This is a genomic window from Staphylococcus sp. HMSC34G04 (assembly GCF_001838765.1).
GTDB lineage: Bacteria > Bacillota > Bacilli > Staphylococcales > Staphylococcaceae > Staphylococcus > Staphylococcus epidermidis.
In genome coordinates this window covers 1-14015 of record NZ_KV838691.1, presented here as the reverse complement: position 1 = coordinate 14015, position 14015 = coordinate 1, and the positions used below count along the sequence as shown (strand labels likewise).

13 protein-coding genes and 2 pseudogenes are annotated in these 14015 nt (G+C 27.8%); 7 read left to right on the top strand and 8 right to left on the bottom strand.

Translation table 11 applies throughout. The features are described 5' to 3' along the window. Nucleotides 1-111: 111 nt before the first annotated feature. The 3 genes from HMPREF3241_RS01425 to blaR1 form a co-directional block, all read right to left on the bottom strand. Complete coding sequence (locus HMPREF3241_RS01425) at nt 112-690, bottom strand: recombinase family protein (RefSeq protein ID WP_000690624.1); 579 nt, start codon at nt 688-690, stop codon at nt 112-114. A 263-nt stretch (nt 691-953) separates the two neighbouring features. Beyond that, entirely contained in the window at nt 954-1334 is a 381-nt protein-coding gene (gene blaI, locus HMPREF3241_RS01420) for a penicillinase repressor BlaI (protein WP_001284653.1), read from the bottom strand. After that, a complete protein-coding gene (blaR1, locus tag HMPREF3241_RS01415; RefSeq protein ID WP_001096392.1) occupies nt 1324-3081 on the bottom strand; it encodes a beta-lactam sensor/signal transducer BlaR1 in 1758 nt (585 codons plus the stop codon). The genes blaI and blaR1 overlap by 11 nt, the downstream gene beginning before the upstream one ends. 106 nt (nt 3082-3187) lie before the next feature. On the opposite strand from blaR1, the gene blaZ reads away from it, so the two are divergent. Continuing rightward, complete coding sequence (gene blaZ, locus HMPREF3241_RS01410; protein ID WP_000733268.1) at nt 3188-4033, top strand: penicillin-hydrolyzing class A beta-lactamase BlaZ; 846 nt, start codon at nt 3188-3190, stop codon at nt 4031-4033. 519 nt (nt 4034-4552) lie between these two features. Here the strand turns inward: blaZ and HMPREF3241_RS01405 are convergent. The 3 genes from HMPREF3241_RS01405 to HMPREF3241_RS01395 all read right to left on the bottom strand — a co-directional run bounded on the left by HMPREF3241_RS01405 (nt 4553) and on the right by HMPREF3241_RS01395 (nt 7710). After that, complete coding sequence (locus tag HMPREF3241_RS01405; protein ID WP_001831392.1) at nt 4553-5035, bottom strand: type III toxin-antitoxin system ToxN/AbiQ family toxin; 483 nt, start codon at nt 5033-5035, stop codon at nt 4553-4555. 618 nt (nt 5036-5653) lie between these two features. Then, a complete protein-coding gene (locus HMPREF3241_RS01400; RefSeq protein ID WP_001832799.1) occupies nt 5654-6469 on the bottom strand; it encodes a hypothetical protein in 816 nt (271 codons plus the stop codon). 41 nt (nt 6470-6510) lie between these two features. Then, on the bottom strand, nt 6511-7710 hold the full coding sequence (locus HMPREF3241_RS01395; RefSeq protein ID WP_070853392.1) for a hypothetical protein: 1200 nt from the start codon (nt 7708-7710) through the stop codon (nt 6511-6513). Between the two features lie 148 nt (nt 7711-7858). Here HMPREF3241_RS01395 and HMPREF3241_RS01390 point away from each other — a divergent pair, with 148 nt between their 5' ends. The 5 genes and pseudogenes from HMPREF3241_RS01390 (at nt 7859) to HMPREF3241_RS01370 (ending at nt 11067) form a co-directional block, all read left to right on the top strand. After that, nucleotides 7859-8179: a hypothetical protein gene (locus tag HMPREF3241_RS01390; protein WP_000701704.1), complete on the top strand. Its 321-nt coding sequence runs from the start codon at nt 7859-7861 to the stop codon at nt 8177-8179. Continuing rightward, the gene (locus HMPREF3241_RS01385) at nt 8179-9255 is read left to right on the top strand and encodes an ATP-binding protein (protein ID WP_000125496.1); all 1077 of its coding nucleotides are present in this window, start codon (nt 8179-8181) and stop codon (nt 9253-9255) included. The genes HMPREF3241_RS01390 and HMPREF3241_RS01385 overlap by 1 nt, the downstream gene beginning before the upstream one ends. Further along, complete coding sequence (locus HMPREF3241_RS01380; protein ID WP_001233000.1) at nt 9255-9857, top strand: hypothetical protein; 603 nt, start codon at nt 9255-9257, stop codon at nt 9855-9857. Before HMPREF3241_RS01385 ends, HMPREF3241_RS01380 begins: the two co-directional genes overlap by 1 nt. A gap of 123 nt (nt 9858-9980) precedes the next feature. Further along, a complete protein-coding gene (locus HMPREF3241_RS01375; protein ID WP_002485953.1) occupies nt 9981-10544 on the top strand; it encodes a replication protein in 564 nt (187 codons plus the stop codon). A gap of 106 nt (nt 10545-10650) precedes the next feature. After that, nucleotides 10651-11067: pseudogene (locus HMPREF3241_RS01370) on the top strand (VOC family protein). A 560-nt stretch (nt 11068-11627) separates the two neighbouring features. On the opposite strand, the gene HMPREF3241_RS01365 reads toward HMPREF3241_RS01370, so the two are convergent. After that, nucleotides 11628-12599 (bottom strand): replication initiator protein A, encoded by a 972-nt coding sequence (locus HMPREF3241_RS01365; RefSeq protein WP_002485957.1) that lies wholly within the window; start codon nt 12597-12599, stop codon nt 11628-11630. Nucleotides 12600-13093: 494 nt separating this feature from the next. Here HMPREF3241_RS01365 and HMPREF3241_RS01360 point away from each other — a divergent pair, with 494 nt between their 5' ends. After that, complete coding sequence (locus HMPREF3241_RS01360) at nt 13094-13783, top strand: DUF536 domain-containing protein (protein ID WP_002485951.1); 690 nt, start codon at nt 13094-13096, stop codon at nt 13781-13783. An 82-nt stretch (nt 13784-13865) separates the two neighbouring features. On the opposite strand, the pseudogene HMPREF3241_RS13080 reads toward HMPREF3241_RS01360, so the two are convergent. Continuing rightward, a pseudogene (locus HMPREF3241_RS13080) lies at nt 13866-14015 on the bottom strand (type II secretion protein); the annotation flags it as partial.

Below are 14015 nucleotides of genomic sequence, written 5' to 3'. Positions count from 1 at the left end.
AATTAATATACACCCTAATCATACGTTTTAGTCACTATAAATTCAAGAACTTATTTTGTGTAATTAGGGTGTATCCTGTCTAATTTTTATCTTTCTTAAAATTTAGTAATATTATTTATCTTTATTTTCTTGGTTATTTAACTTATTGAGATAACGATAGATTGTTGTACGTGAAACTTTCCATTGCTCTGCAATAGTTTTAATTGGTGTTCCATTATCATAAAGTGTTTTGAGTAATTTTAAATCTTGTTTATTTAATTTTTCGGGTCGACCTCCATAGCGTCCTCTAGCACGAGCTGCAATTCGTCCCGCTGAAGAACGTTCTAAAATTAAATTACGTTCAAACTCTGCAAATGCTGCGAATAAATGAAATAACAATTGTCCTGTAGAACTTGATTTATCCATTGTTATATTTTCTTCTAAACTATGAAAACTCACGCCTCGATTATTAAGTTCATTAACTAATGTGATTAAATCTTCCATGTTACGTCCTAGTCTATCTAGTCTCCAAACAACAATCGTATCTCCTGACCTCGCAAATTCAATGGCTTTATCTAAACCAGGTCGCTTACTTTTTGAACCACTCATATGATCATTAAATATCTTTTCACAACCATATTGATTTAACCGATCTTCCTGTAAATCCAAGTTCTGTAATCCAGTTGAAACTCTTGCATAACCTATTTTCAACATACAAACCTCCTATATACATTTTCATTGTACCATAACTTAATTCTGATCATATTTATGAACATAGATTTTCTGTTGGGTTATTGAACACTAAAATATGTATAATAGATATATATCTAGATATAAAAAGAGAGTGTCCAGAAAATAGTTATTTTATGTACACTCTCATCTTTACTAATATATTTTAAATGTTATTAACAAAACTAATTTAATAAGAGTCAAGTATAGTTTACATATGTATAATGTTTGAAACATATCTCTAATTACTTTTTACTAATATCATTTAAAATGTCTCGCAATTCTTCAATTTCTTTGTTATTTAATTCTTCATTTTTCGCAAAATTTAGCACTAAACTTTTCATGTCCCCTCCATACAGTTTATTAAGAAAAGTTTTAGCAGTTTTCATTTTAATATCGTCTTCTTTAATATTTGATGAGTAAAAATAAATATTCTCTGATTTGTATCGTTTTATAATCTCTTTTTTATATAGTCTTGTGATTAATGTTCTAATTGTTTTATCGCTAACTTCTTTATATTTTTGAATTTCAACTACAATTTCATTAGCTGATACTGATTTTTTATCCCATATTATATTCATAACATCCCATTCAGCCATAGATATTTCAACTTGCTTATTGGCCATTTAAAACACCCATTTCTTTTAATATTTTTTCACTGATTAATTCAGCATTTTTCCCAGACGGGTTTCCATCTGATAAATGTGTAGCAAAATAATACTTATCATGATTTGTAATTACGTAACCTACAAACCACCCATTATTATACTTCCCGTTTACTATACCTGTACCTGTTTTCCCATACAGTTCATACTTTTCATTTTTCTTAATCAATAATGAAGAAGATAATTGATTCTTTGCTTTTTTACTAAAATGGTTATTTTGTTCCATCATATTTTTAAAAACTATTACTTGTTCAAGATTAGATATTTTCAAACTATCTTCCATCCAATAGTTTTTATAACTTCCCAAATTTTCATTACCATAATTTAATTGCTTGAGTTGAGCCGCAGTATAGTTCTTTGGTATTTGATTACTAATACGTTCGAAGTACCAATTAACTGAATTTTGCATTGCTGTATTTAAATCTTGTTCCTTATTCCAAGACTCGAAAGGATAATGTTTATGATTCCATGACATACGTGAATTTTTATCACTTATGATATGACGGTCAAGTCCAAACATCGCTAAATAAATTTTATAAGTTGAATCAGGAGAATATCTTTTTCTACTTTCTTTTTCATTATAAATATAGTATTTGTCTTTCTTCATGCTGTACATGACGAAAGATCCACTATTTGAACCAAAATTTTTACTTTCATCTAAAATTTGGTGATCGTTCTGTAAGGGCTTTTTATAATTATAATCAGTTATGGATTGCCCCATCAAAAACTGGCTTTGAATTACTATGAGCAAAAAAGTAAAAATACAAATAAAAATTGGAATTAATTTAGACTGTTTTTTCAAATTGGCTTCTTTTATATTAATTAATCTTCTTTTGAGTAATGACTTTTTACCATTAAATGAATGGCTTAATATATTTTTATTAAAAAATGGAATATTTAATACGGAGTCCATAATAGATTCCGCATAAGTTTTAAATTCATTTTTGTTAATATTATTAAGAACAAATCTATCAGCTTCTACTTCATTGTCATGAATTATCTTTCTTTTTACAATATGTATTAATGGATTGTAACTCATAACAATAGAGAAGATATTAAAGATAATTAAATGTAAAGTATCTCTATTTTTAGCATGAGCATATTCATGCAGTATTATATATTTTAGTCTTTTATCAATTACACTTTTAAAATATGAACTAGGAATCAAAATAATATATTTCCCATACCAAAAAGTTATTGGAGATTGAATAGTCTCTGCTTTTCGAATCACAATATTTTTTTTATATTGATGGTTGAAAAGTATCGTATCTACTTTATTTTTTTCATTTTCGTTTAGATAAAGTGACTGTTTCTTTAAATATTTAAGATATAATAAGGATTTCAAAAATTTAAAACTTAAAATAATAACTAAAACTATCCAAACAACTGTGCAGATATTATCAATTGAATCCCAATTAAACTTATGGATATCTGTTGTGAACTCTTGAATAGGTTTGGTGGTATTTATGTTATGGTTCAAGTCGTGTGACTTACTTTCAACTGTGGGCGCTTGATTATTCACATTATTAAATTTTATAAAAGAGAATTTAATTGGGATAAAAGGTATTAATCCAGCAAGCACTGTTAGATACCAAACTTTATAATTTAAACTATAATTAAAATAGCGTTTTAATATGTACTTAAAAAATACTAACAATAGAAATATAAAACAAAAGCTTACTACGCTCGTTATTAGTAATTTAGCCATTTTGACACCTTCTTTCAAATATTTATAATAAATAATTGACACAAATATTACAAATGTAATATTATATATTCGTAAAAATTACATTTGTAATATTGGAGGGTTTATTTTGAAAAAGTTAATATTTTTAATTGCAATTGCTTTAGTTTTAAGTGCATGTAATTCAAACAGTCCACATGCCAAAGAGTTAAATGATTTAGAAAAAAAATATAATGCTCATATTGGTGTTTATGCTTTAGATACTAAAAGTGGTAAGGAAGTAAAATTTAATTCAGATAAGAGATTTGCCTATGCTTCGACTTCAAAAGCGATAAATAGTGCTATTTTGTTAGAACAAGTACCTTATAATAAGTTAAATAAAAAAATACATATTAACAAAGATGATATAGTTGCTTATTCTCCTATTTTAGAAAAATATGTAGGGAAAGATATCACTTTAAAAGAACTTATTGAGGCTTCAATGACATATAGTGATAATACAGCAAACAATAAAATTATAAAAGAGATCGGTGGGATCAAAAAAGTTAAACAACGTCTAAAAGGACTAGGAGATAAAGTAACAAATCCAGTTAGATATGAGATAGAATTAAATTATTATTCACCAAAGAGCAAAAAAGATACTTCAACACCTGCTGCTTTCGGTAAGACTTTAAATAAACTTATCGCAAATGGAAAATTAAGCAAAGAAAACAAAAAATTCTTACTTGATTTAATGTTAAATAATAAAAGCGGAGATACTTTAATTAAAGACGGTGTTTCAAAAGACTGTAAGGTTGCTGATAAAAGTGGTCAAGCAATAACATATGCTTCTAGAAATGATGTTGCTTTTGTTTATCCTAAGGGCCAATCTGAACCTATTGTTTTAGTCATTTTTACGAATAAAGACAATAAAAGTGATAAGCCAAATGATAAGTTGATAAGTGAAACCGCCAAGAGTGTAATGAAGGAATTTTAATATTTTAAATGCATAATAAATACTGATATCATCTTATAGTTTGTATTATCGTTGACATGTATAATTTTGATATCAAAAACTGATTTTCCCTCTATTATTTTCGATATTTATTTTCTTAATTCTCTTTAACAAACTAGAAATATTGTATATACAAAAAATCATAAATAATAGATGAATAGTTTAATTATAGGTATTCATCAATCGAAAAAGCAACGTATCTTATTTAAAGTGCGTTGCTTTTTTCTCATTTATAAGGTTAAATAATTCTCATATATCAAGCAAAGTGACAAACAACTTATTTTATGTGATTAGGGTGTACTCAAAAATGACATTTTGTATATAAAATTTATTTTGATTCATAAGTAATTCAGCTAATGACTTCTATTTTATTAATTTTAGCTATATATTAATATAGAAATAATAGTAAACATCTAATTAACTAAGATAGACAATTACAAAGACTTTACACTAAAATTCTTCTGAGTATGTTGAGGGGAATTATTGACAGAATTATCTTTTTTACTGTTTTAAATCTTTCACATATCTTTCCAATGCTAAATAATCTACACACATTGATTCAAAAAATGAAACTTTTTTTATCACAGCATTTTTATATACTTTTTGGGCTTTATTTACGATTCTTTGATTTTCTTGCCTAATAAAAATTAATTGGTTAGTTAATAAGTTATAATATTCTAAATCTTGCTCCTTTATGTATTGCATATCTATTTTAGAAAGATATTTATCAGGAACAGGTATCATATTTAAAAATAATAGATATCCTAATCTATTTTGAATATTATTAACCTCAAACAATTTTATTGATAGTTGATTATTTAGTTTTTTATTTTCTTTAGGGGAACTTAAGGGGACAAAATAATTAAGATCATTAATAGATAATACAACTCCTAAATAAGGACGAGTGGATTTATTTAATAATACTCTCTCATCTACATTTCTTAATTCATTAATATAATCTTCATCAACATAGTATAATTTCATAATTTCTCCTACAGTATAAAAATAAAGCGACCAAATATTTGGTCGCTTTTCAATGTCTACTTGTGGCAAGACCTCTCCATTTTTTCAATTCCAACTTTTAGCATGGACTCTCTATTTTTTCAATGTCTACTTGTGGCAAGACCTCTCCTATATACATTTTAAATTTTAGCACTGTATAAATCATATGTCAATTTTTTATCTTTATATTATATTTCTCAGAACCGTTCAAATTGGTTTTCTAAGAGAAAAATGATTAAAGATTTACTAACTGATTTTTCATTAGAAATAAAGCAGGTAGACGCTTGGTACAAAATACTTTCTACACCGATACAAATCCACAATTGATTGGAAAGAGTAAAATCCTTTGACAAGCTAATTACCGTATTGTTGATAGTATAAGAAAAGACTTATTAACCAAAAAAATCCTACAAAATCAATAATAATAGTCTTTTACATTTCTCCACCAACCAATGTTATAGTCCAATTAACGAAAATGATTAGCAAAGTAATGATCCCTCTCTGCGACTAGATTGATTCTTGATAGATAGGCGAACTATATATATCATCTTCTAATATACGACCTTTGATAAGTTATTTTCTCTTAATCTAAATTTGTTATCATTTTTTCTTTTTAAATAAATTTTTGGTAATAATAAATGCAACTACATATAACTCAACTGTTACCATTAATGGTAACGTGAAAAGACCCATATACATAAATATATCATTTGCGTGCATTATTCTATCCCAATCATCAACGACACTGATGAAGTTCCACACAAAATACCCTGTAGGGACCCCAAATATTATTAAACCTATAATCATTTTTAACAGTAATTGTTTATCTCTTAGACTCATCGTAGCTATTTTAATGTCTTCTAACGTTAACCAAGATTTTTTTTGAGATGTACTAATTTTTAAATCCTTTATTCCTGTTATATCTTTTTCTGTCTGATATCCTAAGGCATCTTTTAGAATTAATTTATCTCTACCATTAATACTCACTCTATCTATAATTTCTCTTTCAATAATACAATTATTTACATTTTCTGCAAAATAGTTTTTTCTACGTCGTTTTCCTACAAATGGAAATATAAAAATAGGGAATAATAACGAATAAAGAACAAGTAATATAGCTGGCAAACTAATTTTATCCCAATCTGTTATATATTTAATCACTTCTTCTTTAGGATATGCACTGAGTGAATAAAAAATCATTGCTAACAAGTACATTAATGCTACTAGTGTTATAAATATGTATAAAATTATATTGATTATCAGTGTTTTTACTCTTTCCATCTTTTGTCTTTTATATAAAATATTTTGACTTAGAATTTGAATAAGCGCATATATAATATATATTACTGCAAAAATCCCTACTTCGTTAAAATTCTTGTATAGGTCAATCAAGAAATCCATATTTTTGAAATACACGTTAACTCCTCCAATTAAAGTGTATAACAGGTTACTAAGACTTATAAATTTTTGCTTAAGTTATGCCATATTCTCATATAGCCCATAAGTTCTGTGTATTCAGACTTCAACATACCGTTAAGTAAATCATAAACATCATCAAATTCTTTATTTATAATTTCATAAACAACTTTTATTTTATTTCTATACATCCACTCTGCCACGCGTTCTGTTTCACTAGTACCATCTTTTAAAGTAACGGGTTTAACTTCAATTTCATTTAATTGTTTAAGTATCTTATTTTTACTCCAATGTACATTATTTAAATACTTCTTCTTTTTCAAATCAACAAACTTTTGTAAATTATTATTTATCGGTTGTTCATTATTAATATCAGGAATCTCCCACATTTTCGTATAATAAGACAGATTTAAAACAATTTTCTTAGTATCAAAAATATTAAAAATATTTTTGATATCTAGTATATCTAAATATTCATTAGAAAAACGTATACAGTTTTCTAAAAAATTACTATATTCTTTTTTCAGAAGTTCATATTTTTCTTTATTATCTATATCGTGATCCCTATGTATATTTTGTGCTATTTCTCTAGAATCTTTAATAACAGATTTAAATAATGATAGTTTATTTGAAAAATAACGTACGTCGTCTAATGATTTTGCCAGTGTATCACTTAATTGATTTAGGTAATCTATCATTATACTTTTATTATGTATATTCTCATTCTGTCTAATATATTTTGCTATTCTATTTTGATTAGGTAGCAACTCTTCGATTGATATATTACCTCGTTTTATTTTTTCAGGTTTTGTTACATCATCTCTTAATATTTCATCGATCATATCTTCATTAACATACTTTACTTTTTTGAATGCAAACTTCCTTTTTTGTGGGTAATGATATTTATTCCAATTTTGGTTTGTTCCATTTTCTATATTATTTAAGATATCATTACTTTTATTTTTTACATAGTCTGTTGTGACACTTCGCTTTTTGCTATCTTCCTCATAAATTGAAAAATAATTCCCATTAATAATATACGCAGCTTCTTCCAGAGAATACCATCTTTCCTTTTTGCCATCTATCTCCAAGAATTTTTTATAATTACTTTTAAAAATTTCTTGTTCCATACTTAAATCAGACCCCTCTAAAATTTCTTCGATATTGTCATCAGTTAATTGATTATTCATCCAATAATTAAAATCTAAGTCATTGATTCCTTTGTTATTAATGATAATCACGCTATTACCTCCAACAACCGAATAAATTTTTTCACCTATTATTTTATCACTTCATTTGCGAAAATTTAATCAATCACAGATATCTTTGATTAATTCTATTTATATTTCCTAAACGATGCGCATCAATAGGATAGAAAGGATGTTTCACATGAAAATTCAATCTAATTTCAAAAAAGGTGGCTATTCAACTGAAATAGCTTCCAATTATATTGATAATAAAAAACCCATTTATAGCTTAAGTACAGAACTTTATCCGCAACAGCGTTTTGAGAATAATCAGCCTACCGGAGAAATTATTGCGTATAAAGCCTGGTTTGTTCAAGAAGGCTTACCGCCCTTCACAGTTAAATTCGAAAATGAAGTGACATTACCTAATTATATGAGCGTCATTACTTTTGATCATTTAGAAGCTTGTGAAGTCCGTTATGATGTTTACTTCAAAGCTTCAGATCTGAAGGAGGTTAAATAATGACAGCCAAAGAGCTCGAACAATATCTCCTACAAAGCTTAAATATGGCACTAGGATCCATGATGCAAGGCGAAACCAGTTATACCAATAGTTTCACCTGCAAGGTCACGGAAGAAGGTTTTTACTTTCTTCCTCGCCTGCCTGCAGGCTATATTGTGGACGATGACTTATATCAAAAAATATTTCTCATTGCGAGTGCAGCTTTATATCCCAAATTCACATTGTTAAAACAGAATTCTGCGTATTTCGTACCTATGGATACCGACGATATTCATACGCAACGCGCTTTGTTTTTCCCATGGCAACAAGGGATATCAGAACGCTTAGTGATTTCTGATTTAGATCGTTTTACGTCGTCTCTAACGAATCAACAAATTCCGATCATGAAACAATTAACTTTAAACTATCAAAACATTACATCTATAGCGATCGCAGGTAATTCAGGCAGTGGTAAATCTTATATGCTGACGTACTTACTAAGTGTATTAAAACCGATATCAGAACTCATTATTGTTGACCCTAAGTTTGATACACCGAGCCGTTGGGCACGTATTCATGATATTACTGTGATTCACCCTCATCAAAATCGATCTAAGTCTGATTTTTTATCTGAAATTAATGAAAACTTAAGTCATTGCCTTCAAGTTATTCAACAACGACAAACCATTCTTTATGACGATCCAGACTATCAATTTGATCACCTAACCATTGTGATTGATGAAGTGCTCGCTTTAGCTGAAGGTGTGAATAAGACCATTAAAGACGCGTTCTTTTCATTACTATCTCAAATTGCTTTATTAGGTCGTGCCACCAAAGTTCATTTATTACTGGTGTCTCAACGATTTGATCATCAAACCATCCCGGTTTCCGTTAGAGAACAACTCAATGTGCTGATTCAAATCGGTAATATTAATAAAAAAACCACACAATTTTTATTCCCCGATTTAGATCCAGAAGGTATTGTGATACCCATTGGTAAAGGGACAGGTCTAATCCAAGTGATTGATAGTGAATCTCCCTATCAAGTCTTACCCTTGTTATGTCCGACTTACTATACGAAAGCAGGTGTATTGTGATGAGGAAAACCTATTTCATGCGTGTGTATGATATTATCATTTACTTGTTCCTGTTCGCTATTTTGACAGTTATGGTTAGTAAACTCTTTGTCCTATTAAACTTTATTGTGTCTCAAATTGATATTATCGATACGCGAAACGTCACACACTATATCACAATCATTTCAAATGGTGTATATCAACTTACATTTTACTTATTAGTCTTAGCATTGATGTTAATAGTTATCGATTTAATGATTCGTTTATTGAAAGATCAACTCACGAATCATATCAAATCTGTTTATCACACAATGGTTTTACGACATTATCTTAAACAAGATGTTGACACAGACACGACTCAGGATTGGCAAAATAACGGCAAAAGTAAAACAAATTCTGTCCAGCAATACTTTAATAAAATGGTTGGAAAATCGCTCGTTGATGTTCGTCAAAATGAAGTCCGTGTGGCAATTAAAATTCCCCGGAAACAGCAAGCTCACGATATATTAAAAAAGATTGAACCTCAAATTCATGAAGAAATTACACATATGCACCCGAATTATTACTTTTCAAAACCTCAACGTCATCATCGTTATCTATGGTTTGCAGGCCACAAACGTTAAGATACACATGCGTTGTGGTACACGAAGTGATAAACACAAGCGCATGTGTATCTTAACAGTGCCATGGGGTTACTACGACCCCCATGGCATCATTAATCAATAATCACAGAAAGGATGTTGATGATGTCAAAAGATAAACGTTCAAATAAGTGGGCTTTCTTAATATATGAAGAGAGCTCGCCATCTAACTACCGAGATATTTTGGAACAAATGCATATCCCCTATATTTTAAGTCCGTGGCATAATCAAGATATTGATCACTCGACAGGAGAAATTAAGAAGTCACATAAACATGGAGCTTTGTTTTTTGATTCTTTAAAAAGTTATTCCCAAGTCTCTGAATTACTTCAACAACACTTAAATACACCTAGTCATATTGAAATAATTATGTCCCCTAAGGGCATGTTTGATTATTTTATTCATGCGTCTAATACAGATAAAACCCCTTATGACATCAACGATATTGAAAGTGGTTGTGGTTTTGACTTAAATCAATTTTTATTAGATCAAGGTCAGTCCGAAATATTTAATAAGATTATTGATATTATTGAGAACCAAGATTTTACAGAATTTCAAAGTCTAGTGATGTATGCGCGGCAACACCATCCATCCTATTTACATTTGATTATTCAGCGAACATATTTTTTCGCAAAATATTTGGATTCAAGGCGTCACATGTTTAATTAAAATGGATATCATGTATCAAGACGAGAAGAAACCTGTTTCTCAGCTTACTCTTTCTTGACATTAACGCAGCGTAATACATTACAATTAATAAAAAGAGGTGAAAACGATAGAGTTTTACCAAATGCCTATGTTTAACAAAGTCCTAGTTAAAGACATTGAGAAATCAGAAAAATGGTATGAAAAAACACTTGGCTTTAAAAGTGTTTTTAAATTTAGAAATGATAAAAATGAAGTGCTTATGAATCATTTAAGACTAGAAAAACATCAAGATTTAATCTTAATTGTTCAAACAGATTTTGAAGTTGGCAATTCAATATATCTCAATATCTTAGTCAAAGATATCGAAGATAAATCACAACATATCTCATCAAAATTTATAGTAACTCAATTAGAAGACCAACCATGGAACGCTAAAGAAATGACAATCAAAGATCCAGACGGCCACTAAATCACACTTACTCAATCAAATATTAGCGATACTGATTTTGAAAAATTAATGAAACATACTTCGAAAAATTATTGAGGCATAAACCTTTATTGATAATACAAAAATAAATATCTATGAGTCATTATGCCAAATAAAGATTCTAGAAATTTCTCTAGGATCTTTTTATTTTTCCGAATTTTAAATATCATTATTTTGCATTTTAAAGGGGTATTTAGAGCAAATTCTAATCTCACATAGTTTTTCTATCCATTTAATTTTGCCCTTTAAAACACAAATACGAGACAAATAAGAGTATATACATATGACATTTATTACGTACTTTACATGTATTTTATGTGATATATAAACTGATTGGCTCATGTCACTTAATATACATGTATTCGTATCTTTTATACATAGTACTCGTAATAATTCAAAACCATTTCTCATGTTTCGCTAATTTGATTGGAACTCCCTATCATTTATAAATTTAAACCGTTACATTTGTTGTTTATTTCTAACGAATGGCGAATTTTTAGATATTATTTACATATAAAATCAAATTTGAATAATCCAGTTATGTCAACAATTTCAAAATAGAACCTGACATTATCAAATATTTTAAAATTATTTTACTTGTTAGAAGCTTATTTGAATTATTGATTAAAGATATTGTATTTAGGTATATTTTGGCGACGCATATTTAATGCATGTATTTCTTCAAGTTCAGCTTTAATTGATTGCATTAAATAGCCTTGCATCGCTTCAACATTTTCATTTTTTTGTATCAACATGGCTTTAAAACGTTTTAAAACACTCACAAGTTCAAATTCAACGTCCTCTAAACGATAATATGTATCATGTGCATTATTAAATGACTTTTTCCCTTTGAGTAAAACACTTTTAATAATACGGATGTCTTTAATTTCAAAATTACTTAAATAAGTCTTGATTTGTGTAGGTAATTCTTCAAGCGCTTGGAATTTTAGAGCATTATTATTAAATTCAGTTTGTTGATGATTTGTATGATTCGAATGATAATTTTTAGAAACTATGTCAGATGTATCATTCAAATCATTCGTATCATTATTCTCAGTCTTTATATATTCAGTTTCATTAAGATCAGTATCACTTGTGTATTCTTTTGATACTTCATGACGTATGTTATTAATATTTCTTGATGTATCATTATCATATTTCTGGACGTATGATAATGATACGTCCGTGTTATCTCGTTGTTCTATATCGTTTTCTTGTTGTGAAATATAATATACATCAGCTTCTGTTACTTCTGGTTTTTTAATATATAATTTATTAGGTTTATTCAACCCTACTCGTATTTGATTAAATAAATCAGCTTGTGTTAATTCTTTTTTAATTTTAGATAATTTATTGGGACTACTGATATTTAAAATAGATTTAAGCTTTTCATTGGTGTAAATAAAAAATATATCTCCATTCTTATCTATCCAATTATTTCTTATAGATAAATCTAAACGATCTCTTAGTATAGACCAAGTGATTTTTGCATCATTGGATAAATTAGTATACTTAGGATTCGTAAAAAATACTTTGGGTAATTGGTAAAACTTTTCTTTTTGAATTTCTTTAATATTAAAGTTGGACATACAAAAAACCTCTTTCACATATGAATTTTAAAAGAGGTAATAAATAAGCTATAAGTAAGTTTATATGTGTTCGGCTTGCACTAATAATTCTTAATATATATAATAAGAATATAACAATTATATAAACAAACAAACCACTTGTTTTATTACCGAAGAAACCTGACTATTCCCGTAGTCGGGTTTCTTTTATATATACTTATATTAACACTTTTGAAAGTTTTGTTAAATTGTTTATATACATTTGTATGTATGCATTTTCAAAGAATGTTAGAATTTCGTATAATGACATTATATGAATAAGTTGTATAGAACTATATAAACACCTATATAACAAGTATAAAGGCTATATAAGCCTATATAAATGTAGATATATAGTGTTTACGTATAACTATATATATAAGATTACTTGAATATATATATAATGTTGTATTAACAAGTATAAAGACTATATAATAATATAGGTGTTATGTGTATAACTATATGGAGGACATTATATGAAGAGTATGAAAGAGATTGCTGATGAATTGAATGTTACGAAAATGACTGTTTATAATAATGCTAAAAAAGCGAATGTGAAATTCCAAAAGGTTGACAATGTAAATTATTTAGCAAGTGAAGATGAAATTATAGTAGTAAACCGAATAAGAAAAAATCAAAATAAACATAATGATTTTGAAAATGAAAAGAAAGAAGAAGTTAAGACTAATAGTAATAACCTGGTAAAAGATGAAACAATAAAACATTTATATAACCAGTTAGATATATATAAAGAACAATCAAATAGAGATAAAGAACAAATAAATACTCTTAATAGACTTTTAGAAAATCAACAAATTTTAGCTTTGGAAAGTAATAAAAAGATTCAAAAACTAGAAAATCAATTAGAAGAAGAAAGACAGCTTAACTATTCTTTTGATATTGAGAAGACTAATAATAAACAAAACGTTAATATGCAAGAAGCAGTATTTACTGAGGGAAATCAAAATAGGGCTCAACAACAAGAAAAGAAAAAACCAACAGAAACTGAGCATAAAGATATTTCTGAAAAGAATAAGAATAAAAGTATAAAAGAAGATGAATTACTAAAAGATGCTAAACTAACAGAAGCAATAAAGAGTGAACCTGATGATAGGGAGGAAGAATCACCTAAAAAGGGGTTTTGGAGTCGTTTGTTTGGTAACTAACTGTAATTAAAAAGGACACGATAAGTTTAAAAACTTATCGTGCTTTTTATGTGGATCGTACTTCTGATAATCATAACTTATGTTAAATTAAACCTAAATCATCTTGCTTTTGAACAATACCTTGTTGAATATCATCATCTAAATTATTTTTCATTTCTTTAAATAATTCTTGAAATCTCATCTCATCTTGATCAGAATAACCTTCAAAAACGACTTTATCGATATTTTCTTC

Bases quoted from the DNA above. Each gene is read 5' to 3' on its own strand.
- blaR1 (WP_001096392.1), bottom strand. From the start codon at position 3,081: ATGGCTAAATTACTAATAACGAGCGTAGTAAGCTTTTGTTTTATATTT.
- HMPREF3241_RS01360 (WP_002485951.1), top strand. From the start codon at position 13,094: ATGAAGAGTATGAAAGAGATTGCTGATGAATTGAATGTTACGAAAATG.
- HMPREF3241_RS01375 (WP_002485953.1), top strand. From the start codon at position 9,981: ATGTCAAAAGATAAACGTTCAAATAAGTGGGCTTTCTTAATATATGAA.
- HMPREF3241_RS01380 (WP_001233000.1), top strand. From the start codon at position 9,255: ATGAGGAAAACCTATTTCATGCGTGTGTATGATATTATCATTTACTTG.
- HMPREF3241_RS01365 (WP_002485957.1), bottom strand. From the start codon at position 12,599: ATGTCCAACTTTAATATTAAAGAAATTCAAAAAGAAAAGTTTTACCAA.
- HMPREF3241_RS01390 (WP_000701704.1), top strand. From the start codon at position 7,859: ATGAAAATTCAATCTAATTTCAAAAAAGGTGGCTATTCAACTGAAATA.
- HMPREF3241_RS01405 (WP_001831392.1), bottom strand. From the start codon at position 5,035: ATGAAATTATACTATGTTGATGAAGATTATATTAATGAATTAAGAAAT.
- blaI (WP_001284653.1), bottom strand. From the start codon at position 1,334: ATGGCCAATAAGCAAGTTGAAATATCTATGGCTGAATGGGATGTTATG.
- HMPREF3241_RS01385 (WP_000125496.1), top strand. From the start codon at position 8,179: ATGACAGCCAAAGAGCTCGAACAATATCTCCTACAAAGCTTAAATATG.